Origin of the sequence: Bacillus sp. KH172YL63 (genome assembly GCF_011398925.1) — a bacterium.
In the GTDB taxonomy this organism is placed as follows: domain Bacteria; phylum Bacillota; class Bacilli; order Bacillales; family Bacillaceae_B; genus Rossellomorea.
Genome location: NZ_AP022842.1, coordinates 1,760,175 through 1,781,852 on the forward strand (window position 1 = coordinate 1,760,175; position 21,678 = coordinate 1,781,852).

Annotated in this window: 22 protein-coding genes, 1 pseudogene and 1 other annotated feature; of the genes and pseudogenes, 14 read left to right on the forward strand and 9 right to left on the reverse strand. The window is 42.8% G+C overall.

Annotated features, from left to right (window positions below):
• Positions 1 to 34: 34 nt before the first annotated feature.
• Positions 35 to 943, reverse strand: coding sequence for a prenyltransferase/squalene oxidase repeat-containing protein (locus KH172YL63_RS08715; RefSeq protein WP_173105740.1), 909 nt, complete (start codon positions 941 to 943; stop codon positions 35 to 37).
• Positions 944 to 1,122: 179 nt separating this feature from the next.
• On the opposite strand from KH172YL63_RS08715, the gene KH172YL63_RS08720 reads away from it, so the two are divergent.
• From KH172YL63_RS08720 to KH172YL63_RS08730, 3 genes are all read left to right on the forward strand, one after another.
• The gene (locus KH172YL63_RS08720) at positions 1,123 to 1,668 is read left to right on the forward strand and encodes a hypothetical protein (protein ID WP_173105741.1); all 546 of its coding nucleotides are present in this window, start codon (positions 1,123 to 1,125) and stop codon (positions 1,666 to 1,668) included.
• Positions 1,669 to 1,769: 101 nt separating this feature from the next.
• A complete protein-coding gene (locus tag KH172YL63_RS08725; protein WP_173105742.1) occupies positions 1,770 to 2,831 on the forward strand; it encodes a bifunctional transcriptional activator/DNA repair enzyme AdaA in 1,062 nt (353 codons plus the stop codon).
• A gap of 30 nt (positions 2,832 to 2,861) precedes the next feature.
• Positions 2,862 to 3,296: an ASCH domain-containing protein gene (locus KH172YL63_RS08730; RefSeq protein WP_173108101.1), complete on the forward strand. Its 435-nt coding sequence runs from the start codon at positions 2,862 to 2,864 to the stop codon at positions 3,294 to 3,296.
• 72 nt (positions 3,297 to 3,368) lie between these two features.
• On the opposite strand, the gene KH172YL63_RS08735 is transcribed toward KH172YL63_RS08730, so the two are convergent.
• Positions 3,369 to 4,145: an MBL fold metallo-hydrolase gene (locus KH172YL63_RS08735; RefSeq protein ID WP_173105743.1), complete on the reverse strand. Its 777-nt coding sequence runs from the start codon at positions 4,143 to 4,145 to the stop codon at positions 3,369 to 3,371.
• A 401-nt stretch (positions 4,146 to 4,546) separates the two neighbouring features.
• Here KH172YL63_RS08735 and KH172YL63_RS08740 point away from each other — a divergent pair, with 401 nt between their 5' ends.
• On the forward strand, positions 4,547 to 4,843 hold the full coding sequence (locus KH172YL63_RS08740; RefSeq protein WP_173105744.1) for a TIGR04104 family putative zinc finger protein: 297 nt from the start codon (positions 4,547 to 4,549) through the stop codon (positions 4,841 to 4,843).
• Between the two features lie 178 nt (positions 4,844 to 5,021).
• Here KH172YL63_RS08740 and KH172YL63_RS08745 read toward each other — a convergent pair whose 3' ends face one another.
• Positions 5,022 to 5,915: a glycerophosphodiester phosphodiesterase gene (locus KH172YL63_RS08745; RefSeq protein ID WP_173105745.1), complete on the reverse strand. Its 894-nt coding sequence runs from the start codon at positions 5,913 to 5,915 to the stop codon at positions 5,022 to 5,024.
• A gap of 215 nt (positions 5,916 to 6,130) precedes the next feature.
• Here KH172YL63_RS08745 and KH172YL63_RS08750 point away from each other — a divergent pair, with 215 nt between their 5' ends.
• The 5 genes from KH172YL63_RS08750 to KH172YL63_RS08770 all read left to right on the forward strand — a co-directional run bounded on the left by KH172YL63_RS08750 (position 6,131) and on the right by KH172YL63_RS08770 (position 10,681).
• Positions 6,131 to 7,132: a DUF3231 family protein gene (locus KH172YL63_RS08750; RefSeq protein ID WP_173105746.1), complete on the forward strand. Its 1,002-nt coding sequence runs from the start codon at positions 6,131 to 6,133 to the stop codon at positions 7,130 to 7,132.
• Between the two features lie 152 nt (positions 7,133 to 7,284).
• Entirely contained in the window at positions 7,285 to 8,145 is an 861-nt protein-coding gene (locus KH172YL63_RS08755; protein ID WP_173105747.1) for a GNAT family N-acetyltransferase, read from the forward strand.
• 273 nt (positions 8,146 to 8,418) lie between these two features.
• Positions 8,419 to 9,216: an alpha/beta fold hydrolase gene (locus tag KH172YL63_RS08760; RefSeq protein ID WP_173105748.1), complete on the forward strand. Its 798-nt coding sequence runs from the start codon at positions 8,419 to 8,421 to the stop codon at positions 9,214 to 9,216.
• A gap of 134 nt (positions 9,217 to 9,350) precedes the next feature.
• Positions 9,351 to 10,067: a YwaF family protein gene (locus KH172YL63_RS08765; RefSeq protein WP_173105749.1), complete on the forward strand. Its 717-nt coding sequence runs from the start codon at positions 9,351 to 9,353 to the stop codon at positions 10,065 to 10,067.
• Between the two features lie 50 nt (positions 10,068 to 10,117).
• Positions 10,118 to 10,681, forward strand: coding sequence for a glycerol-3-phosphate acyltransferase (locus KH172YL63_RS08770; protein WP_173105750.1), 564 nt, complete (start codon positions 10,118 to 10,120; stop codon positions 10,679 to 10,681).
• A gap of 156 nt (positions 10,682 to 10,837) precedes the next feature.
• Here the strand turns inward: KH172YL63_RS08770 and KH172YL63_RS08775 are convergent, their stop codons facing one another.
• The 3 genes and pseudogenes from KH172YL63_RS08775 to KH172YL63_RS08785 all read right to left on the reverse strand — a co-directional run bounded on the left by KH172YL63_RS08775 (position 10,838) and on the right by KH172YL63_RS08785 (position 14,591).
• Positions 10,838 to 11,179: a hypothetical protein gene (locus KH172YL63_RS08775; protein WP_173105751.1), complete on the reverse strand. Its 342-nt coding sequence runs from the start codon at positions 11,177 to 11,179 to the stop codon at positions 10,838 to 10,840.
• 459 nt (positions 11,180 to 11,638) lie between these two features.
• A pseudogene (locus tag KH172YL63_RS08780) lies at positions 11,639 to 13,090 on the reverse strand (IS1182 family transposase).
• A gap of 244 nt (positions 13,091 to 13,334) precedes the next feature.
• Positions 13,335 to 14,591 carry an ATP-binding protein gene (locus tag KH172YL63_RS08785; protein ID WP_232066152.1) on the reverse strand — a complete coding sequence of 419 codons (1,257 nt, stop codon included), beginning with the start codon at positions 14,589 to 14,591 and terminating at the stop codon, positions 13,335 to 13,337.
• Positions 14,592 to 15,061: 470 nt separating this feature from the next.
• Here KH172YL63_RS08785 and KH172YL63_RS08790 point away from each other — a divergent pair, with 470 nt between their 5' ends.
• The 4 genes from KH172YL63_RS08790 (at position 15,062) to KH172YL63_RS08805 (ending at position 19,189) form a co-directional block, all read left to right on the forward strand.
• A complete protein-coding gene (locus tag KH172YL63_RS08790; protein ID WP_442858776.1) occupies positions 15,062 to 15,919 on the forward strand; it encodes a YitT family protein in 858 nt (285 codons plus the stop codon).
• 507 nt (positions 15,920 to 16,426) lie between these two features.
• Positions 16,427 to 16,646 (forward strand) — a binding site (T-box leader).
• A gap of 301 nt (positions 16,647 to 16,947) precedes the next feature.
• Positions 16,948 to 18,153, forward strand: a complete 1,206-nt coding sequence (thrS, locus tag KH172YL63_RS08795) for a threonine--tRNA ligase (RefSeq protein ID WP_173105753.1) — start codon at positions 16,948 to 16,950, stop codon at positions 18,151 to 18,153.
• Positions 18,154 to 18,288: 135 nt separating this feature from the next.
• Positions 18,289 to 18,804 (forward strand): GNAT family N-acetyltransferase, encoded by a 516-nt coding sequence (locus tag KH172YL63_RS08800; protein ID WP_173105754.1) that lies wholly within the window; start codon positions 18,289 to 18,291, stop codon positions 18,802 to 18,804.
• Entirely contained in the window at positions 18,770 to 19,189 is a 420-nt protein-coding gene (locus tag KH172YL63_RS08805) for a GNAT family N-acetyltransferase (protein ID WP_173105755.1), read from the forward strand. Before KH172YL63_RS08800 ends, KH172YL63_RS08805 begins: the two co-directional genes overlap by 35 nt.
• An 88-nt stretch (positions 19,190 to 19,277) precedes the next feature.
• Here the strand turns inward: KH172YL63_RS08805 and KH172YL63_RS08810 are convergent, their stop codons facing one another.
• Complete coding sequence (locus tag KH172YL63_RS08810; protein ID WP_173105756.1) at positions 19,278 to 19,502, reverse strand: hypothetical protein; 225 nt, start codon at positions 19,500 to 19,502, stop codon at positions 19,278 to 19,280.
• Positions 19,503 to 19,777: 275 nt separating this feature from the next.
• Positions 19,778 to 20,254 (reverse strand): DUF2062 domain-containing protein, encoded by a 477-nt coding sequence (locus tag KH172YL63_RS08815; RefSeq protein ID WP_173105757.1) that lies wholly within the window; start codon positions 20,252 to 20,254, stop codon positions 19,778 to 19,780.
• A 204-nt stretch (positions 20,255 to 20,458) separates the two neighbouring features.
• Here KH172YL63_RS08815 and pssA point away from each other — a divergent pair, with 204 nt between their 5' ends.
• Complete coding sequence (gene pssA, locus KH172YL63_RS08820; RefSeq protein WP_173105758.1) at positions 20,459 to 21,133, forward strand: CDP-diacylglycerol--serine O-phosphatidyltransferase; 675 nt, start codon at positions 20,459 to 20,461, stop codon at positions 21,131 to 21,133.
• A gap of 43 nt (positions 21,134 to 21,176) precedes the next feature.
• Here the strand turns inward: pssA and KH172YL63_RS08825 are convergent, their stop codons facing one another.
• Positions 21,177 to 21,641 (reverse strand): hypothetical protein, encoded by a 465-nt coding sequence (locus tag KH172YL63_RS08825; protein ID WP_173105759.1) that lies wholly within the window; start codon positions 21,639 to 21,641, stop codon positions 21,177 to 21,179.
• Positions 21,642 to 21,678: the final 37 nt, after the last annotated feature.

Consider the following 21,678-nt stretch of genomic DNA (forward strand, 5'->3'; position numbering starts at 1 on the left):
CGCCGGAAGTTTCAATTCCGGCGTTTCATTCGTTTCAGACCAGGCCGTATGCTTGATATGTTCTCAACATTTCAAGAGTCAAAATCCCCCTCCATTCTTTTTCTGCAATCGGCCATGTTTCATTGAATTGTCCAAACCATGTCCAATTGGGCTGCCAATAGCCTTCTTCAGATTGTGTTCTTGTTTCATGCTCCAGCTGAAGAAGGATGTCTGCTTGAAGAACTCCGAAAAATGGTGAAGATGGACTGCCTGCCATTTGGAGTGGTTTGGCGACATATTCATTCCACCGGGCCGGATCTGAACACACCGTCCCATTGATGCTGGAAGAAAGAATATCAAATAGATACGTTTTTACTTCACCTGTCACAACATCCATAAGCCGCTGATAACAAAGGAAATCGTGCATCCCGATAGGAAGGGACATTGATGAAAGTTCATCCTTGGCTCTTTCCGTCCACTCATGAAGACGGGGATGATCTGGCCTGAACAGATGGAAATAGCTCACGATTTCTGCATTGGGATTTGCCCAGGTCGTTTGTACGCCACAACGGCCTTTTTCCTCATCGACATGCCACCACGGTGCATGGGGGACCGAATTGACTTCTTCAGGCACGGCATTCCATCCATGCATCCCTTCATCATATGACGCTTCTAAATAATTCATTGCTTTTCTGACAATGGGATTCTCCATTGATAGCCCAAGCTCTTTCACGTGTTGTAAACCAATCGTCGTGGCAAGGGGAGATGAAGCTTCCAGTCGAAAATCAGGTTCGATGGAACGGCCGAAACCGCCGTCCGGATTTTGGAAGTGAGATAACTCTTTTATGACATCCTCTTTACTCCCGTTTTCAAAATAAAAGGTGAATAATTTTTGTTCCAGTGGCCTTGCGTGCGTTTTGATGAAGGATTTTGCATTTTGCCATTGTTGATGGGTTAATTTCATGTGGGACTCTCCTAACATGGTTGGATTGATTCTATAAGTATACATTTTGCTTCTTTTGCATTAAATCCTTCTTTTTACGAAAGGGAGGTCCGTCCCTCATGAATGAGAGCAATCATGAAACTTTTTAAGGAGTTGTTACGTAGGTAGAAGAAATAGCTTTTTTAAAGAGGGGGAATTTTATGTTTTTTGTTTTAGGGTGTGTGTTGCTTGGAATCGTCGCAGTATTCATTGTGGCTCGGAGGGTAGCCCCCCAGTCGGAGTTGATGAATTCATTCAGCAGGGCAAATTCGTTTCGCAATGTGATCACTTCGTTGGTGGTGCTTGCAGGATTATTGTTCATCGTTCAATTTTTTGTAGCCCAAAGGGAAGAGTGGAGAGAGGATGCCATTATCCAGATTGAAGACAGTGACGGGAAGATCAATCTATTTCAAGGTGAAGAGCATAAAGCGGCCATCGCCTTTGATGAGATACCACAATCAAAAGTGGAATATCAAACGTCTTTGCTGTTGTGGAGGCAATATAACGACCTGTCGATCATCCTGAGTGAAAAAGGGTATGAAGAACAAGGTGAAAAGATTGACGTGGATGAAGCGAAAACATCATCATTCAACGATGAGACCCATACAGTTCCAGTCTCCCTATTGTTCGAAAGGGCAGGAACCTGGAAGATCACCGTTGAAAATGCTGGGGAAACCGTCGGTGACATCGTAGTAGAGGTAGAATAGGTCTTCACAGAGTCATCTTAAAAATAGATGCCTGATTTTCGGCGGCATCTATTTCTTTTGACCGCTATACTATAAGTAATAAGAAAAGCGGAGGGTTGAAGATGATATCAAAAGGGCATCAAAAGGAATATTATCAAGCGCTCGTTGACAAGAAGACAGAGTATGAAGGAGTATTTTATGTAGGGGTCAAGACGACAGGTGTATTTTGCAGGCCCACTTGTCCGGCCAGGAAACCAAAATTTGAGAACTGCGAATTTTTCGAGTCTGCAAAAGATGCATTGCTTGCATCATTTCGCCCCTGTAAAAGGTGTAAGCCTTTATCCCATCCGAACAGCGTCACAGACGTTGTAAAAAGACTGGTGGAAGCGGTAGAGGCAAATCCTGAAAAGCGGTGGAGAGATGCGGATTTTCAAGCACTGTCGATTGATGCGTCTACAGCCCGCCGGCAGTTCAAGAAAAGATTCGGGATGACGTTCGTTGAATATGCACGGTCAAGAAGGATGGGGGTCGCCATGAAACAGATCAGGTCCGGCGGTTTAGTGCTTGATGCCCAGCTTTCGAGCGGATATGAGTCAGGGAGCGGCTTCAGGGACGCATTTTCTAAAATCATGGGTGCTCCCCCGGGACTGTCCCAAAGTTATCAAGTACTGAAAGCTGCGTGGATCGATACGAAATTGGGTCCGATGATCGCTATCTCAGATGAGAAGACCCTTTTCCTGTTGGAGTTTGTAGACAGACGTGGCCTGGAGCTTGAGGTGGTCAGGTTAAGAGAGAAAACGAAATCAGCCATCATACCGGGGATGACGGAACCGCTGCATATGATTGAAAAGGAACTGAACGCCTATTTCAACGGAGAGTCTGCGGTGTTTCAAACCCCGATTTCTACCATTGGTTCCCCTTTTCAAACATCTGTGTGGGAAGAACTTCAGAAAATCCCGTCCGGGGAAACCCGCTCCTACACCGACATCGCTGAAAAAATCGGCAATCCGGCAGCAGTCAGGGCCGTCGCCAGGGCGAACGGCTCAAACCAGCTCGCCATCATCGTCCCTTGTCACCGGGTGATCAGGTCAAATGGTGATTTAGCAGGCTACGCCGGGGGATTGGCCAGGAAAAAGTGGCTGATTGATCACGAAAGAAAAATGAAGCCCGGTAGTCTAACATAAGCTTGAAGGAGGCTACATAGCGTGCATGAAATGTGGAAAGATTTCCTGACCAAACAGCAGCTGTCCCTTGAGACGCCGTATGAATCCTGGCATTTCTGCATTGAAAAGCAGGATGCGGATGAACTAGCGTCCCTTGTGCAAAAAGGGAAAAAAACTGCAACCTCCTCATTACACATCTTGTATGATGCAGAAAATGAACCGCTCCCTGAGGTTGGTGAATATCACATCATCACCGACTATGACGGTGATCCAAAAGCTATCATCCAGACTGAAAAAGTAACCATCGTACCTTTTAGGGATGTGGGAGAGGATTTTGCCCGGAAAGAAGGAGAGGGCGACCTGTCGCTGTCGTATTGGAGGAAAATTCATATAGACTTTTTTATGAAGGAATTAACAGCGATCAACAGGTCCTTCACAGAAGATATGTTGGTTGTATGTGAAGAATTTAAAGTCGTGCACACTTGAATGTGAGCCCCATTGATGAGGAGGCTCACGCAGCTGTTTTTGCCCCGTACAGGAGTTCACCTGGCCGCATACTTAAGATAGTTCCTTCAAAATAGACTTGACCGTATGGGACGGCGAGTTTTCGAACAGTGAGATATATTGAAAAAGTTTATTTTTGGGCAGCAGATGTTTTCGGATTTCTTTGGCCGATTTCCCCTCTGTGTAAGCGGCGGTGACGGCATCCTGAAGCTCTTGAAGGTAGTCCCGTTTCTTCTCCAGAAGCCTTCGCCCATGTTTTAAATATCCCTGATGGGAACAATATACTTCTTCAAAAGAATACGACAGCGTTTTGTTGATGGACCGTATGAGTTCCGGTACAGATTCAAAGGAGAAATTTGAGGTAGGGGAATGAAACAGGTACAGGTCCCCTGAGAAGCAAATCCCTCTTTCTTCATCAATCAAAACGATGTGGTCGTCTGCATGTCCAGGTGTATGAACAATACGAAACGAGTGATGCTTGGTTTCGAAAACGGTACCTTGAAGGGATTGTGGCTTGAAAGCAGGGCGGTTATGCCAGAACATCGCCCGGTAAAACGGGAGTCTTGTTCTTTGTACGCATTTTTCCACCCCTGACGGATGAATCCACTGGGGAATACCGTAGAAACGTTCTATCCAGGCGCTGTTGCCTGTATGGTCCTCATGATGGTGTGTATGGATGACTTGTTTCACATCAAGCTCTTTGAAGATTGTTCGTACTTCCTTTTTCATACTGAACGGTCCTGTATCCACAAGAACATCGTCGACTTGAAAGATATAGACCGGCATTTTCTGTCCAAGGGTTTGGACGTTTAATTTAAATGGTTGTATCACATCAGTTACTCCTTATGAAATAGTGTTATAGTACATAATTCGGATGAAATCCCTGGATTCCTGCATGAAGTCATATTTTTTTGCTCTCTTTTAAAAGGCTCTCTTCGCATTTTGCTATTTTTATACGTTATGTGAACATCTTCGGTAATTTGAGGCTATGGAATGAATAATTTCCAAGCAATGAATCAAGGGCAATGTACTTAAATTACGTTGATCACTACTATTCAGAAGATGATTAAAGCGGAAATCAACCGCATCTCGCTTCTCTAAAAGCCACAATGTTTACGAAAACATCCGAAATGAGAGGAGGCGGCCCTGAGCATGGCTGGACAGGTTCTATTCCTGGAGGACAGAAAGTGGTAAACAGGAGGGAGACAGAAGATTTTTTAGGGGGATTTTGTGTGCAGTCATGTGATCGTTGCCATCATTCATTTCAATGGAAAGAAATATTATTCTCGATTTGGGGATCGTATAAACCGATAGAGTGTAAACAGTGTGGGAAAAAGCATACAATCAGTTTCACATCGAAATTTTTCGTTTCGTTCCTTATCATTGTACCGGCCGTTCTATTTGGATTAGTGTTGGCCCCGGAGAAAGGCCTCTCAAAACCTGTGACATTTGCCATCATTGTTTCTATGGCATTTCTCATTTCACTGGCTTTACCATTCTTTGTGAAGTATGAGAATAAGAGCGGCTGATCAAGCATGACAGCTATACCATAAATGTGGCTGGTACAGCGTGCGTAAACAAGCTGTTTCAGTTCTCGACTTTCACCATTCTAAAAAAATCCGAACGCCTTCGATTTTCATCAAGAATCTCGAAGCACGTTCGGATTTTCATTTGCTAATTGTTTTCCCGAAAGAGCAGTATGAATTTTCAATGTCCCTTCTTATACTGGTCAAGCACTTCGTCCAACCGATCTGGGTAATTCGTGAACATCCCTGTCACGCCCCAATCCAACAATCTTTTCATGTCTTCTTTCTCAAGCACCGTATAGGGATGGATCAGCAATCCGTGTTCCCGCACTTTTTTCACATATTCCTCATCAATTTTCTTATAGCTCATGCCAAGGCCCACAGCATAGGTTTCATAATGGTCCAGTTCTTCATCTGTAATGGAAGCTTCGGTTTTGTAATCGATAAGCTGGACAAGGGGAATATGCCCGTTTAAATCATGTATCTTTTGCAGGCTTGCTTCACTGAAAGATTGAATGATCACCCTTTTGGTTGTTTTATTCTGTCCCGTCAGTTTATATTCCTCCAAAATCTTCAGTAACTTCTCTTCCATTCCTGGATAGACGTCAGGTGATTTGGTTTCGATATAGTAGTGTTTGTTTTTTCCAAAATGCTCTATGATTTCTTCAAGCGTCTGAACCTTTAAATCCTTATAGGCAGGATCCGCTTTTTCCGGATATGCTTCATTAAACCATGAACCTGCATCCAAACTCTTTATTTCTTTCAATGTATGGTCCTTTGCCAGTCCTGTTCCATCCGTCGTCCTGTCCAAGGTCTCGTCATGCATGGCCACCAACTCGCCGTCTTTAGTCATTTGAAGGTCAATTTCTATGTAGTCTCCACCCATGTCTTCACCAAGCTGATAAGAAGGGAGTGTATGTTCCGGAGCGTAAGCAGAAGCCCCCCGGTGTGAAATATTCAGGATGTTGGCCTTCTTGTGCGAAAAATGGGATTGTGCCAATGCGGGCTGGGCAACTGAAGCACCGAGACCGATGATGGCTGCTGACAGACAAAGCTTTTTGATGTGCTTATTCATGATTTTATCCTCCTTGATTTGAATTCATTTCAAGGATAAGGAATGAATATTGAATGAAATCCGAGTTTTAGCAAACACAATGTAAACATTGGATTAAGAGAAGGTGACAGATCATACCTTTGGCACAGGTCAAAAATCAGGGAAAGATAAACGAAAATAGGGGATATTTTACAGGATTAGGAAAATAATAAAGAAAAATGAAAAGGAGCCGGAAGATGGAGAAAAAAGACATACGATTGACGACGGCAGAAATCTCCGCCATGTGGACAACTTATATTAAGAGCTCGGCATTGAATTGCTTTTTTGCTCATTTCCTTACATTTCTAAAAGATGAAGAAATTAAGAAGCTTACGCAAGAAAGTCTGGACGCAAACATAGAAGTCATGAAGAAGATTGAGAACCTGTTCCATTCTGAAGGTTTTCCGGTTCCACATGGATTTACAGAGAAAGATGTGGATTTGTCTGCACCACCCTTATACTCTGATTTGTTCGCACTGAGCTTTGTATACCGGGGGGGACAGGTGACGAGCGATCATTACACCACATTGGTTGGAATGGTTGCACGGACCGATATTTATGATCTCTTTGAGAACGCATTGAAAATCAACTTGGCTATTTATAAGAAATCCTTGGGGTTGATGCTCGAGAAAGGCATTTATGATCGCCCGCCTAAAATGAATTATCCCGATTCCATTCAATATACTTCCCACCAGCCTTCTCTGTTTGAGAACTGGTTTGGGGACAGAAGGCCATTGAATGCACTGGAACAGAGCGAGTTATTTTTCGTGATCGAACGAAACTGCATAGGCATCATCCTGCTGAAGGGATTCATCCAGACTTCGAGAGACAAGGAAGTGAAAGAATATCTGAAAAAAGGGAAGAAGCTGAGTGAAAAGCAGATCACCACCTTCAACGAGGTGCTGGTGAAAGATGATTCTTTTCCCACTTATCCTGTTTCCATGGAAGTGACTGATTCGGTGATCCCGCCATTTTCAGAGAAGCTGATGCTGTTTTTCATCTCTTCCTCAAATTCTGTGGGTCTATCGACTTTATGCCATGCCATCACGATGTCTACCAGGAAGGACTTAGCCGTGCACTATTCCCTGTTTGTGACAGAAATCATGAGATATGGTGCATCAGGCCTTAAATTATTGGTTGAGCGGGGGTGGCTGGAACAACCCCCGCAGCAAAGGGATAAAGACAAACTGTATGAATGAATAGATTCGCTTTCCTTCCGATGGAGGTCCCGTGAAAACACGAAAGCTGAGTACCAAGAAAAATCCATGTCTTTACAGGCATGGATTTTCTATTGGTTATGAAGGATTTTTAATGGATAATGGAGAGAAGACGATAGAAAGCGGGTGATGAAGTGACGATCACATACGAATATTATCAAAATGAAGAAGATATAAAGCGCCAATATGATTTTTGGAAGGAAGTTACACGGAATCTTCCTTATGCGTGGAAACCGACGAAGTCTCCGTTAATGTTCAGGGAACAGGCAGAGTTTGATCCGAGAACAAGGTGTTTCGCATACGAGGATGGGAAGCTGGTCGGCTATATGAGTTTCACCGGCAGAGGGGATTTCGTTTCTTTAGGATATCCGTGGGTCTTACCCGGATATGAAATCATTCAGGATGAATTGTTTCATCACGTTCATGATTTTGCAGTAAGCAATGAATATGGGGGAAGATTCCTTGCTCAACGTTTTAGGCACCAATGGGAGGAACACATCCTCTATTTTGAACAAAAGGGGTTCGAAATCAGAAATGAATCTGATATCATCGGCTGCACTTTGACTGAAGAAAATATTCCGGAAGAAACGTCACTTGAATGGCGACGTTCCACAGGTTTGCCGGTGGAGGAATGGAAAGGGATCGTAAGAGGAAATGAAGAAGCGTCAGAAGCCCAGATCAGTATGATGGAAGAATACTATGAATCGGTTGATTGGGACGGATCCCTGATTTTCTCCTGTGAAGGAAATACCGTTGGGGTAATGGCATTTACGATACGGGATGATACAGCGTACAGTGAAGTATTGGCTTTTGGTATTTTACAAGAGTTCGAGGGTTTAAAGAGAAATATGATCCAAAGGCTGATGAAGGAAGTCGCTTTATCAGGTGGCAGAGTGATAGCCTTTCACGCATCAGATATTCCGGATGAGGATATGAAGAATGAGCTGGGACTTCAACTACTGACAAAAGATGTCATGCTGGTAAAGGAAGTGTGACCTCCATCAAAGAACTGATTTCCTCCTTGAAAGTGAGCGTGCCTGGGGGATTTCTCACAAAATGTTCGGAAAATATTTAGGATCACATATGACAAACCACCCGTATATAGGATAGAATGGTAGGTACATAAAGGTAAGGCTTCAAGAGCTTAGAATGGGACATGCGTATCGAATGAAACCCTTTTTTACAGGAAGTAGTAAAAAGGTGCTCGGTCGCACGCCTGACCCATTCCATTCTTTTGGTAGGTTGTGCTGTTTTTAAGGAGAGAATGGATGCTAGAATACAATGTTCAACAGGGAGTCGGCAAAGAATATGTAGTGTTCCTCCATGGAATCGGAGGGAACTCGAAGATTTTCTGCAAACAACTGGAAACGTTCAAAGAGTTCTATAATATTGTGACAATCCACTTACCGGGCCACGGCAGGTCTCCGGGGATCGAATCCTATCAGGAGCCGTTCACGATCGATTTGATTGTACGTGAAGTGGTCGCCGTTCTTGATGAGATCGGGATGGAAAAGGCTCACTTTGTCGGGATATCGCTGGGATCGGTGGTCATTCATGAATTGATGCAGAAAGTTCCCCACCGTGTAAAATCGGCTGTCATGGGAGGCTGCATCACCCGGTTCACGTTATTTTCAAACACACTTCTGAAAATCGGTCACGCAGTAAAGAATATTGTACCGTTCATGTGGTTATATAAATTATTCGCATATGTCATGATGCCGAAGAGTAATCATAGAATCTCAAGGAAGCTGTTCATCCGGGAAGCCAAAAAGATGAGGCGGAAAGATTTCCTCGGATGGTATCGACTCACTCCGTATGTGAAATCAACATACGCAGACGTTCAGGAACGGGCTGCACATGTTCCTAAGCTTTATATTTCCGGGAAAGAGGATCATCTGTTTGTCCGTTCACTCACCGAGGATACAAAGGGAGACAGCGCGGCAACGAGAGTGTTTCTTGATGGCTGCGGACATGTATGCAATGTGGAGAAGCCTGTTGAATTCAACAAGCTGGCACTTGAGTTTTTATACAAGCATCAGGATGTATCACTGCGACAGGTTCAGTAGCGTGAAACCTCCCAGGCCGGATTCGGTTTGGGAGGTTTTTCTTTTTCAGGATTTTGGAGGTCCGTCCCTAATTAAAGGGATAGGCGCCTTGTTGGGAGAATATTGTATAAATAAGGTAACAAGGAGGGAGCCTTTTGCTTGGAGGGTTATTCGGTTTTGAAGTTGAGGGGTATGCTTTTAAGTTATTTTCGGTGTCGCACGTTGCTGCATTGATCATCTCTGCTGGCTTGATGGTCGGTTTATATGTATACAGGTCGAGTATAAAGGGGAGTAGGAAAAGTGGAGTGAAATGGACGCTGATTACGCTTCTCTTTATGAGTGAAGCGTTCTTTCACATGTGGTACTTCGTCAACGGCCGATGGGATGTAACCATCAACTTGCCACTGCAGCTATGCTCAATCTCATTGTATCTTTGTATGATCATGCTTTATACAAAAAGCTACCGAATCTTTGAAGTGGCATTTTTGGTCAGTATGTCAGGGGCGTTGATCGCGATTATCACACCTGAATTATTTTTTGGGCTCCCTCATTTACGTTATTTTCATTTTTTCATCGCTCATGGCGGGATCGTTCTGTCGTGTCTGTATATGGTATGGGTAGAACGGTATAGATTGACATTCTCTTCCGTCTTCAGGGCATTTGCTGTGCTGAATGGAATCGCACTGCTTGTATATGCGGTGAACAGGTACGTTGATGCGAATTACATGTTCCTCCTTCACAAACCCCATCACACAAGTCTGATTGATTTCCTCGGACCTTATCCATGGTATCTTCTGTCTCTCGAAGCAGTCAGCCTGATGCTGTTTTTCCTTCTGTATATGCCGTTCCATTACGTACAGAAGAGGGGATAAATGAAAAGTTCTGATCATCCCATCACTTAAGAAAGCCGGGTGTCTCTATGTTGATATTGACGGTACTCATTTTATATTCCTATATTCTGGGCAGCGTGACGGGAGCTTATTTTGTTGTTAGGATGCTCACTGGAGAAGATGTCCGGAAGCTCGGCAGCGGCAATGTCGGGGCGACAAATGCCGGCAGGATCGCAGGTAAGAAAGGTTTTTTGCTTACTCTATTGATTGATGCCCTTAAAGTGTACTTCGCTTTGTCATTGACTGCCCATTTGGCAAATGGGGAAATGTATGTCGTGTTAAGCGCCATATTCGTTATGATCGGACATGGATTTCCGGTGGTACTCGGATTTCACGGCGGTAAGGGGGTCGTGGTATATTTGACAACTGCCTTGATTTTTTGCCCATGGAGCATCGTCATCTTTTCCCTTGTCATGGGGAGCCTCTATTTAATCATAAGGAGGTATAAGTTCTCAGGATTTGTTTCCATGGCTTCTATCCCTTTGACAGCTTATATGATGGATGGGTCACTTATCATGTTCTCAGGATTAGCGGCTCTATTCTTCATCATGCTGCTTTTGCATAAACGTTCCATACTTCAACCGCTGAGTCCATAGGAAATGAAACTGGGAAGCATGGCTGTCAAGTAAGGTCTTTCAATAAAAAATAAAAATCCGATCGATTTCGGATCCATCTGTGGATTTCGAAAACGATCGGATTATTATATAGATAAACCATAATTACATTATGTAAACTTCGCTAAATTTTATTCCTCATTCATTTAAATGGGTCGGATAAAACCTGCCATTGAATCCGACTGCCTGAATATGGTGGATGTCTCCGGATTCTTTTATACTCTCGTAACGTCCATTGACCTCAACCGTAAATATGCCTTCGGAGAAAGCAAGGGGTTCTGTGGCAACCAGGATATATGGGAGGCTGGTTCCATCGCTGGATTCACCCGTTAGTATCGAACAATCTTCATTACACGATAAGGAATATTCTTTCCTCAGCCATTCTGCATATTCATCCTGAGTCGGTTTGTTGAGGATCGTGACGGCAGCGAGCATGAAGCCCGTTGCAAATAAAAAGAGGAAAGTCCACTTGAAGCTCATCGATCATCGTCTCCTTGTGACGTATTTTAATATCTTGATAGTGTGAGTGTATCACAAATTACCGTGGTGGTAGCGGAAAACGACGGAGGAATATGAACATTCATAGGGCAAAGAAGACAGGAGATAAAGCATGTTTCCTTTTAATCTATTAAAAAAATGAGGTTGGGACAAAACGGTGTTCGTCAATAGAAAATCCGAACGAGTGATTTATCATAAATCTACTTCGTTCGGATTTTTTGTGCTGTCACTTCTTATATGTATGTAGCAGGTTCCAGCTGTTGATTGGAGTGCAAGGCGGAGACTCCTACGGGAAAAGCGGGGTAGGTGAGACCCCGCAGGAGCGTCAGCGAGGCCACTGATAATATGCCGATTATAAAAATTTAATGAGTGTTTTAGAACAAAAAAAGAGTGGATCTTGGGATTTCTATCCCAAGATCCACTCTTTTCCTTTGTTTATTCTTACTTTTTGTCATTTATTAGTTTTATGATTCGTTTGATATTTACCGCGAAGATGGAAGTGGCGCCTTGTATTTGCATACCTAATAGACCCGCGGCGTGGGCTTTATTGTACCCGTGTCTATTTTTAAGTTCACTATTCTTAGCTTCTATTTTATATCGGGAACGTGCGAGTTCTTTGAACTCTTCAGAATGTTGGAAGCTCTCGTGCTCCGAATGTTCCTTTGACTTAATGGTCAGAGAGTAGCTCTTTGTCTTCGCCCCTTCTGTGTAACACCCCTCTCGTATCGGACACTTTTACATTTTTCTATGTCCCAATAGAACTTAATTCTTGTGTTGCGATTTTTATCTCTTTTAATGTGCCCGTCGTTTTTAGACAAATGGCCTGCCGGGCACATATATCGCCCTGCATCTTTATTATAAATAAATTTGTCGTCTTTTCTTGTGCCATTGGTTATAAGTGGATGTAGCTTAGAAACGAGCTTGAATTTTTCTTTATTGGCATAAATGATGTTCTCTTTTCGAGTAAGCTGTGTCACCAATAACCGCCTCAATTTCCACCCCGTTGTTTTTCGTTTTTCCAATTAAGTCTGGAAGATAGTTACCATCCGATTTTTCGCCTGAAGTAATAATGGCCGCAGTGATAATTCTTTCATCCGAAAGGGCAAGATGGGTCTTATACCCAAGGAAAGAATGGTCTTCAGATTTGTGTCCGACTCTCGCATCTGGATCTGTTGAAAAATGGGTATTATGTTTACTATCTTCAACAGCTTCTTTTAATACGTTCATTTTTTCCCTTCACGGAAGGTACTTTAGCGATTGTTGGAGTTTGTTCAATCACGGACACTAACTGTTCGGTGTACGCGAGCTCTTCTTGGAAGCCCCCACCGACTGGTTTACTGGGGAAGTGTTCTTTCATCTTTTCATCATATTCGAAAATTGTCTTACGAAGCTTTTTGGACAGTTCTTGTAAGTGTTGGGTAGCTGACTTAGCGTTATAGCGGGAAGTGGAATGGGTGGCGTCTATGATAATAGATTTTCCTAATAAAAGATTGTGTTCAAGTGCTATTTCAACGGTCTTCCCGATTAATAAATCAAGTAAATTCATATCCTTAATACGCAACCGGCGGAATTTAGTAAGAGAACTTGGATCAATAACTGGATCCTCTGGGGCCATATCGAGGAAATACTTAAATGACAGATCGTATTGAGCGCGTTCGACAACATCGACATCTGATAAGTTATAAAACACTTTAAGTAAGAGATATTTGAACATACGAATGGGTGGTATGGCGTTTCGGCCATGATCGATACTATAATTCGTTTTCAGTTCGTCCAAGATAAACGAGAAATCAACCAGTTCTTTCGTTTGTCTAAGTAGGTTATCTTTGGGACGACAAGGTTGTATAGCTCGTTGTAAGGACTTAAAATAAACTCTTCTTGTTTTGATAACATTAAGAACACCACCTATTCACTAATGTTTTCATTATAATAAAACAGTTATACATGCTTCATAAAAATGAAGCATGTATAACTGTAAAAAGACTTTTTCAGTGGCCTCAGCGTCAGCGACGAGGAGGCTCACCGCCGCCCGAGGAAAGCGAAGCCTTGCACGGAAATCAACAGCGGCATATCAAAAAATAGCATTTTTTATAGTTCGTATTTTGAGTAGGAGAGCATAGTGATGTCCCAGCCTTATTCATTGTGGTTTTGACGTAAGAGGAAGCTTGATTTTAACGACCGTCCCCTTATTCAGTTCACTTTCATATTCAATCATCCCGCCCATTTCACGGACGAGCTTATTCGTGACCATACTGCCTAAACCTGTCCCTTTGGTTTTGGTTGTATAAAAAGGTAATCCGATTTTCTTTAGTTCATCCCCGGTCATGCCTTTTCCGTTATCGGTTATGATGATGATGATGGAATGGGGAAATAGATCTTCTTTTAGCGTTATATTGATTTCCCCATGTTGTTCGATTGATTCGATGCCATTTTTGATCACATTCATGATGGCTTGTTTAATATGATCTTCATCACCTTTTATATAGTTGCTCCCAGATCCGTCAAATATAATCGATGTCCCTGAATAGGAAGCGAAGGGACTGAGAAGATCAACACAGTCCTGAATGATGTTCTCAAGATTCAAGGTCGATAATTGAGAGCCGCTTGGCTTTGCCACACTCAGGTAGTCGGTGATGATTTTATTCGTCCGGTCCAACTCAGTTAAGATGAGGGGAGAGTATTTTTTTAATTGTTCGTCTTTCGTGTCTTCGCTCAAATGCTGGATGAATCCCCTGACGGTCGCCAGTGGATTACGGATTTCGTGAGCAATGGATGCTGCCATTTGCCCCACCATATTCAACTTGTCCAGATACACCATTTCTTCTATTTGTTTATTCGTCCGGATCAGGTGTTCAATGATGAAAACGAGAGCGATAAACGTAAAATAGAAAATAGTAAAATATGTAAAGTAGAATGGTAGATGAAGAATCGGTATGAAAATATTAATAATGATCACGTAAATCAACGTATGAAAGAGAAAGATGAACGTAGAGACAATTAACTTATATTGTGTGTTCAGTAGCTTTTTTCGAAAGAGGACTCCGATTACAAATGCCAATATGGAAACAGCGATGCCCACCGTCACATATGGTCCGCCAATTAAATAACGGAAGATGATGACACACGTAAGAACCATCGATCCCGATAATAGCCCGGCATAAATGGTCACAATCAAAATGGCGATCATCCTTAGATCAAAATGGGTCTCACCCAGTGTTTCAATGGGATATAACATACACAACAAAGCACCGAATGAAGCGACAAGACCATATGTAATCTTGTGTTTGAACGGGGCTTCCTTCTTTTCTTTAAATGGAAATAATACGTTGGCATTATAAGTAAATGAAAACAATATCGTAATATTGACCAATAGAGATTTGATTAATGTAATCAAAGAAAATCCTCCAAAACCTGATTTGCCTAAGAACACCAAACGTTCCCAGCCTTTACAAAACATGTACATACAACTAATAAAAATACTTCATTTTTCCCTATTAGTCAAATCCTAACACTGACTGAGGGACGGACCTTCATTTGTGGATTACAATAAAAGGAAATTATATCTCTAAAGTCAGTATTAAAGCGGTTTCTTATGAGTATAGCAAACTTATTGGGAGTGGGGTGTAGAGGTTTAGAGAGGTCCGTCCCTCTTCTTTGGAAGGAATTATGTGGTGGGGGAGAGAATATAGTAGGTAATACAAGCTTTTGCTGGGTTTTGATTTTGTGTGGTGTTTTACATATAAAGGGTGAACTTTCGGTGTGGAGGGGTTGTGTGCTGCTGTCACGGAGAATGATTGATTGGGGAGGAGAGGGATGAGAATGATAGAGGGACAGGTCATGAATGAGCGGCAGCAGGTCAAGGTGATGCATAAGAAGATTCCCCTGAATGAGGTGCTGAAAAGGGCTTTTCTGATCACAATAGGTGCTGTGATCATGGCGGTGGGTCTGGAGATTTTTCTTGTGCCCAACCAGGTCATTGACGGGGGCATCGTCGGGGTTTCCATCATGCTGTCCCATCTGAGCGGAATGAACCTCGGTCTCTTTATCTTCGTACTCAACATCCCCTTTTTCTTCATCGGTTATAAACAAATCGGAAAGACCTTCGCTTTATCTACATTATACGGAATCATCGTCTTATCGGTATCCACCACTTTTCTGCATCCAGTTGCAGCATTTACACAGGATATTCTGCTCGCTTCATTATTCGGTGGGATTGTCCTCGGAATCGGGGTTGGTCTTGTGATCCGTTATGGCGGTTCACTTGACGGTACGGAAATCCTAGCCATCCTATCGAGTAAAAGACTGCCATTTTCCGTAGGTGAAATCATCATGATCGTCAATCTTTTCATCCTAGCTTGTGCAGGTTTTGTGTTCAGCTGGGACCGTGCCATGTATTCCCTTCTTGCGTATTATGTTGCCTTCAAGATGATCGACATTACGATCAAGGGGCTGGATGAGTCCAAATCGGTATGGATCATCAGTGAGAATCATGAGCAGATCGGCGATGCCCTCCTTCATCGATTGGGGAGGGGGGTCACCTACTTGAAAGGGGAAGGGGCTTTCTCCGGGGATGATAAGAAAGTGATATTCTGCGTGATTACAAGATTGGAAGAAGCGAAGCTGAAAGACATTGTCGCAGAACATGATCCTTCTGCCTTTCTCGCCATCGCCGATATTGCAGAAGTAAGAGGGGGTAGATTTAAGAAGAAAGATATTCATTAAATTTGCACGGCTGTTTTTAAAAAAAGGTTCTTTTCGCATAGATTGTTGCTATTAGATGTTAATGTGAGCAACTCCAGTAATTTGAGACTGCGTAATAAATCAATGAATCAAGGGGAATGTACTTGAATTAAGTTTATCACTACTATTTAGAAGATGAATAAGCAGTTAATTCCGTGGATTTTTGGTTTTTATCTAGGATGGTTGATTGGAGCGGAAGATGCTCGACTCCTGCGGGAACTGATGGACAGGTGAGACCCCGCAGGACGAAGTCCGAGGAGGCTCACCGCCATCCCCGCGGAAAGCGAGCATCTGTAGCGGAAATCAACCGCATCTCGCTTGTCTAAAAGCCACAATGTTTACGAAAACAGCTAAAAAAAATTACTGAAACATTCAGGTGCAGATGTCCCTCCGATCTGGATGCATTGGAAAATGAAAGAAAGAATTGACATATTGAAAATATTGCCATATAATTTCAATAACATATTGAGAGAATATTGAATATATTATGACAAAGCATTGAAGAGGACATGATTCATTCCGGAGTCTCTTTGTCAGAGAACAGGGTCATCGGCTGAAAGCCCTGAAGAGAAAAAGAATGCATTACCACCTCGGAGCTATTATGGAGAACAGCGCAGTATCCATGATCGGTATAACCGTTATCTTACTTAAGCGAAGCATAAGTATGCTTCGGAATTTGGGTGGAACCACGACCGCACTCGTCCCTTGGTTAGGGACGGGTGCGGTTTTTTATTGATATAATACGCGATGAAAAGGACATGAATCATCTTCACTTTTCTTTCCAGAGAACAGGGTCACCGGCTGAAAGCCCTGAAGAAAACAAGGTGATTTACCGCCTGGGAACATTCGTGGGGAACATGGGAGTATCCACGAACGGGAAGACCGTTATCTTAGAAGAGCGAGGCACTCCGGATGGAGAACCTCGGAATTAGGGTGGTACCACGACCGCATTCGTCCCTTGCATAGGGATGAATGCGGTTTTTTTATATAACATACTGGGAGGAATGAACATGTCGATTCAATCAGAGGTAGAAAAGAGAAATCATCGGAAGATCGGTCAAGAGCTTGAGTTATTTGTATCAATGGAGGAAGCCCCGGGAATGCCTTTCTTTTTGCCGAAAGGGATGCAATTGAGAAATGAGCTTGAAGATTTCTGGAAGAGAGAGCATCGGAAGGCAGGATACCAGGAAGTCAGAACACCGGTGATGATGAAACAACATTTATGGGAACAGTCTGGTCACTGGGATCATTATCATGAAAATATGTACTTCTCAGAAGTGGATAATCAGCAATACGCAATCAAGCCCATGAGCTGTCCAGGGGCCGTATTGATATACAAGCATAAAAAGCGCAGTTACCGGGAATTGCCCATCCGCTACGGTGAGCTGGGCTTGGTGCACCGCCATGAACTGTCAGGGTCGTTGAGTGGATTATTAAGGGTCCGTTCTTTCACTCAAGATGATGCCCATCTGTTTGTAAGGGAAGATCAAATCCGTGCTGAATTGCATCATGTGCTGGATTTAATCGATTTGTTTTATAGTCGATTCGGATTCGACTATAAAGTGGAACTGTCAACACGTCCAGAAGATTACATGGGATCTCTCCCATTATGGAATCAGGCCGAGGAAGATCTGGAAACAGTATTGAAGGAGAGAGGGATCAAATATCAGCTCAATGAAGGTGATGGTGCTTTTTATGGACCTAAAATCGATTTTCATATTCTCGATTGTCTTGGCAGGAGCTGGCAATGCGGAACAGTGCAACTCGATTTTCAAATGCCTGAGAAATTCGGATGTGAGTATATCGGGGAAGACAGCCAGGTACACAGGCCGATCATGATTCATCGGGCGATTTACGGATCTCTCGAGAGATTCATGGCGATCATCATTGAACATTACGGCGGAGATTTTCCTCTGTGGCTAGCCCCCCATCAGATCAAGATCCTGCCAATTTCCGAAGGGCATATGTCATATGCAGAAGAGCTGAAGTTCCAATTTGAGAAAGAAGGGTTCCGGGTGGAGTTAGACAACCGGGTTGAAAAGGTTGGTTTGAAAATCAGGGAGGCTGAGATGCAAAAGGTACCCTATATGTTCATCATTGGTCAGAAAGAAGTGGAGGAGGGGTCTGTTTCTCTCCGTAAAAGAAAAGATGGAGATCTCGGCATGTTCAAAGTGGGAGAAATCATAAACAAGCTGCATGAGGAATGTGCGAAATAGCGTTGGCGATATGGAAAGATATGCTCCATTGTGAAATTCAATTGAAAAAATTTACAATCATTCTTGAACGGGGTTATTATTTTCTATACACTAACAGAAGAATAATACAGAATATTCTGATGAGAGGAGAAACAAATGAGCTATCAGTTTACAATCATGAGCCAGGAGCAGGCGGAGGAAATCGCATATCAATGGAAGTATGATGGAGAATATGCCTTTTATGATATGACGGCAGATGAAGAAGATTTGTCTGAATTCCTCGACGACAAGCTCCGCGGGCATACTACCTATTCTGTGCATCATGAAGGGGAAATGATGGGTTTCTTCACTTATCATGAATCCCCAAAAGGGACGGTTGATATCGGTTTGGGTATGAAGCCGTCACTCACTGGAAATGGAGGGGGGATGGCGTTTGCGAAGGCAGGCATGGATTTCGCCGGGACACTGTATGACGTGGCATATTTCACCTTGTCTGTGGCGGCGTTCAATAAGCGTGCAATAAAGGTTTATACCAAATTGGGCTTTGAACCCCAACATCATTTCAGTCAGCAAACAAACGGAGGCAATTATGAATTCATTAAAATGATCCTCACCGTGGGGAAGGGAGGGCATCAACATGAACATCACCATCCAAAACGAATTTACCCCTGATCTGATTGAAGGGATAAAGGAGGTGTACATGTCAGTCGGATGGGAGAAGCATACCCCGGAAATGATCGAAAAAATCTATGGCAGAAGTGATATCGTGTGTATTGCAAAGAAGAATGGTTTGATCACAGGAGTGGGACGGGCACTGACAGACGGAGTTTTCAATGCTAGCATTTACGATGTCGTTGTCCACGCAGACTTTCAAGGAAACGGGATCGGCAGTTTGATCCTGGAGGACATCCTTTCACAACTAAGGGAGATTTCCTGTATTATGTTGATCGCTACAACCGGAAATGAAGGCTTCTACAGGAAACATGGAATGAAACATGTAAAAACCGGGATGGCCCGCTACTTGAAACATTCCCTTGAAAATGAGTATTTGGAATGAAAAGGTAATAGGAACCAAGTGATGAATGGCTTTATGCCCCGCCCTAAAAAAAGCAGTCAAACAAAAAACGCCAATTCAGGCGCTTCATCTAGAGATTTTCTGTTTTTTCTTTAGGGTCCTGGAGTTTCATCCGCTCCAATTCAAGACGCATTTTTTGCGTTTCAATAACGAAATTTTCGTGCTTAAGCTTTTCAAGCTCCAACTCATCCACAATCATCTTTTGTTTAAGCTTGGACTGCTTTTGAAAATGGTCGGTGATGATCCCGAGAATGGGAATGGAAAAAATCATGATCACAGCAATGGTTCCAGTCATAGTAACCCTCCTAATCTCCAGTTCAGATTCAGATATCATAGTTAAATTATAACAAAATCCAAGCTGGAAAAGTATAATGTGTACCATATATATTGAAACGATATACATGATATACGAAATAAAGGTTGTGAGGGTTTCAAGTAATTGAAAAAAGGGGAATGGGCGATGGTGGCAAGCCGTCGTCTCGGCGGAAGCCCAGGCGGTGGGGGAATGAAACCGGGGACAGGGTTTGACTTAAAAAGTGATGCACGATGACAGGGGAAAAAGAGATATTGTTAAAAATTCCATTTTCTGTGTACGAAGGTTAGCATGTTACCCCGGTAGCGTCTGAAAACTGAATTCATGATGGTATAGATGAGGAATCCAAAGATGAAAATATTGATCAGCATACCTGTCACAAAAACTTTTCCCAAGTGTAATCCCATTCCCATCACGTCACCGGTAGAATGCACGGTATGCATTGTCGGGTTGATGCTGTCAATTGGGTAAATGAGATGGCCGACAACTAGATTCAAATAGAAGAAAAAAGGAAATGCCCATATCAAAGAAACGCCGCCGATCAATCCTGCAAAGGAGTTTCCTTTGAAGATCCTGGCACAGGCGGTAGAAATGACCGGACCGATCCCGAATGAAGGGACGAAGTTTATTAGTAAACCCACAGTAAACCCGAGCGCTATGCTGTGTGCATTATCTTTGAGACGCAATAGCTTAAGGGTGAGGCATTTGAATTGGCGTAATTTTTTTCTTATCATCGTATCATCACCATTTATGTCGATATTTTGCATAAAGTCTGTCATCTGTCCTAATATATAGTATGGCTATTCGGCTGGATTGTAAATGGGATTGGCCGATTTTTGGTGATGTTTTATGAATTTTTTTGTCCGAACGTCAATACGGGCATGAATTCCATGGTATTCTAGTAGAAAGAGAATTTTTTGACAGAGCGAGGATGAAAAATGAAATTTACGAAAAAGATACCCAATATGGTGACCTTGGGGAATTTATATTGCGGATTCTTATCGATTGGATTCGCCGCAAATGGACAATTTAAGAACGCAGCCGTCCTCATCATCATCGGCATGATGCTGGATAGTATGGACGGAAGGCTTGCAAGGATGCTAAATGCAGACAGCACCCTTGGGAAAGAGCTGGATTCACTGGCAGACATCGTCACATTCGGTGTTGCACCATCTTTTCTTGTGTATTATACATATTTCTTTCAATTCGGATTAATTGGATTCATCGTTGCAGGATTATTTCCATTGTTCGGTGCATACAGGCTTGCCCGCTTTAATACAAGTCCCCCGAAAGCGTCTCTCCATTATTTTGTCGGGGTACCGATCACGGCCGCCGGGGGGATACTGGCGATTCTCACTCTTTTCGGCGAGTGGATCCCGAATATCGTGACGACAGTCATCTTCACCGGGATGTGCTTCCTTATGGTAAGCAGGATCAGAATACCAAGTTTGAAAGAAGTACCGCTTCCGAAATATGGCACGATCGTGACGGTCTTTATCGGAGCATTGTTATACGTCATCTACAAAGGGACATATGAAGAATTCCCTTATTTAATCTATATTGCGACACCGTTATACATTGCTTATCTTGCATACCGATTCATTAAAAGATAAAGCACCTAAAAAGGAGGATCTGGTAAATGCCAGATCCTCTTTTTTATTCCCGTATGATAAAGATCGTTTCCTGCCATTTGTGGTAACCGTATATGACAAACGATAGCCCGTAGATCACCAGAAGGTACTGCCAAGGTGAAATCGAGTGGTATTCAGCAATACCGAGCAACGACAATAATGGAAGAGCTGCAAAACTCATAAAGACATCCATAATGAAATTGACAACCGTATAAACAAGGAACTTGTGGGAAGTGAATCGGAATATCCAAAACGTCCCGACAGCGAATATACCATAGGCAAAGCTTACATCGATCATATAGCCCCAAGGAACAATATACTCATGTATGATCCACCATTTATATGTATAAGCAATCTGAAAAATGACCGTCATGAGTAAACAGGTCAAGATGGTGACCGGCATGAACCTTTTAATCGTTTTTGATGAAGCGAAAAATAAACTGAACCAAGGCAGCAGAAAGGCAATGAAAAGAATCAATTTGACATGCATCATAAAAACTCCAAACGTTGTGTTTAGGAATAGTTTT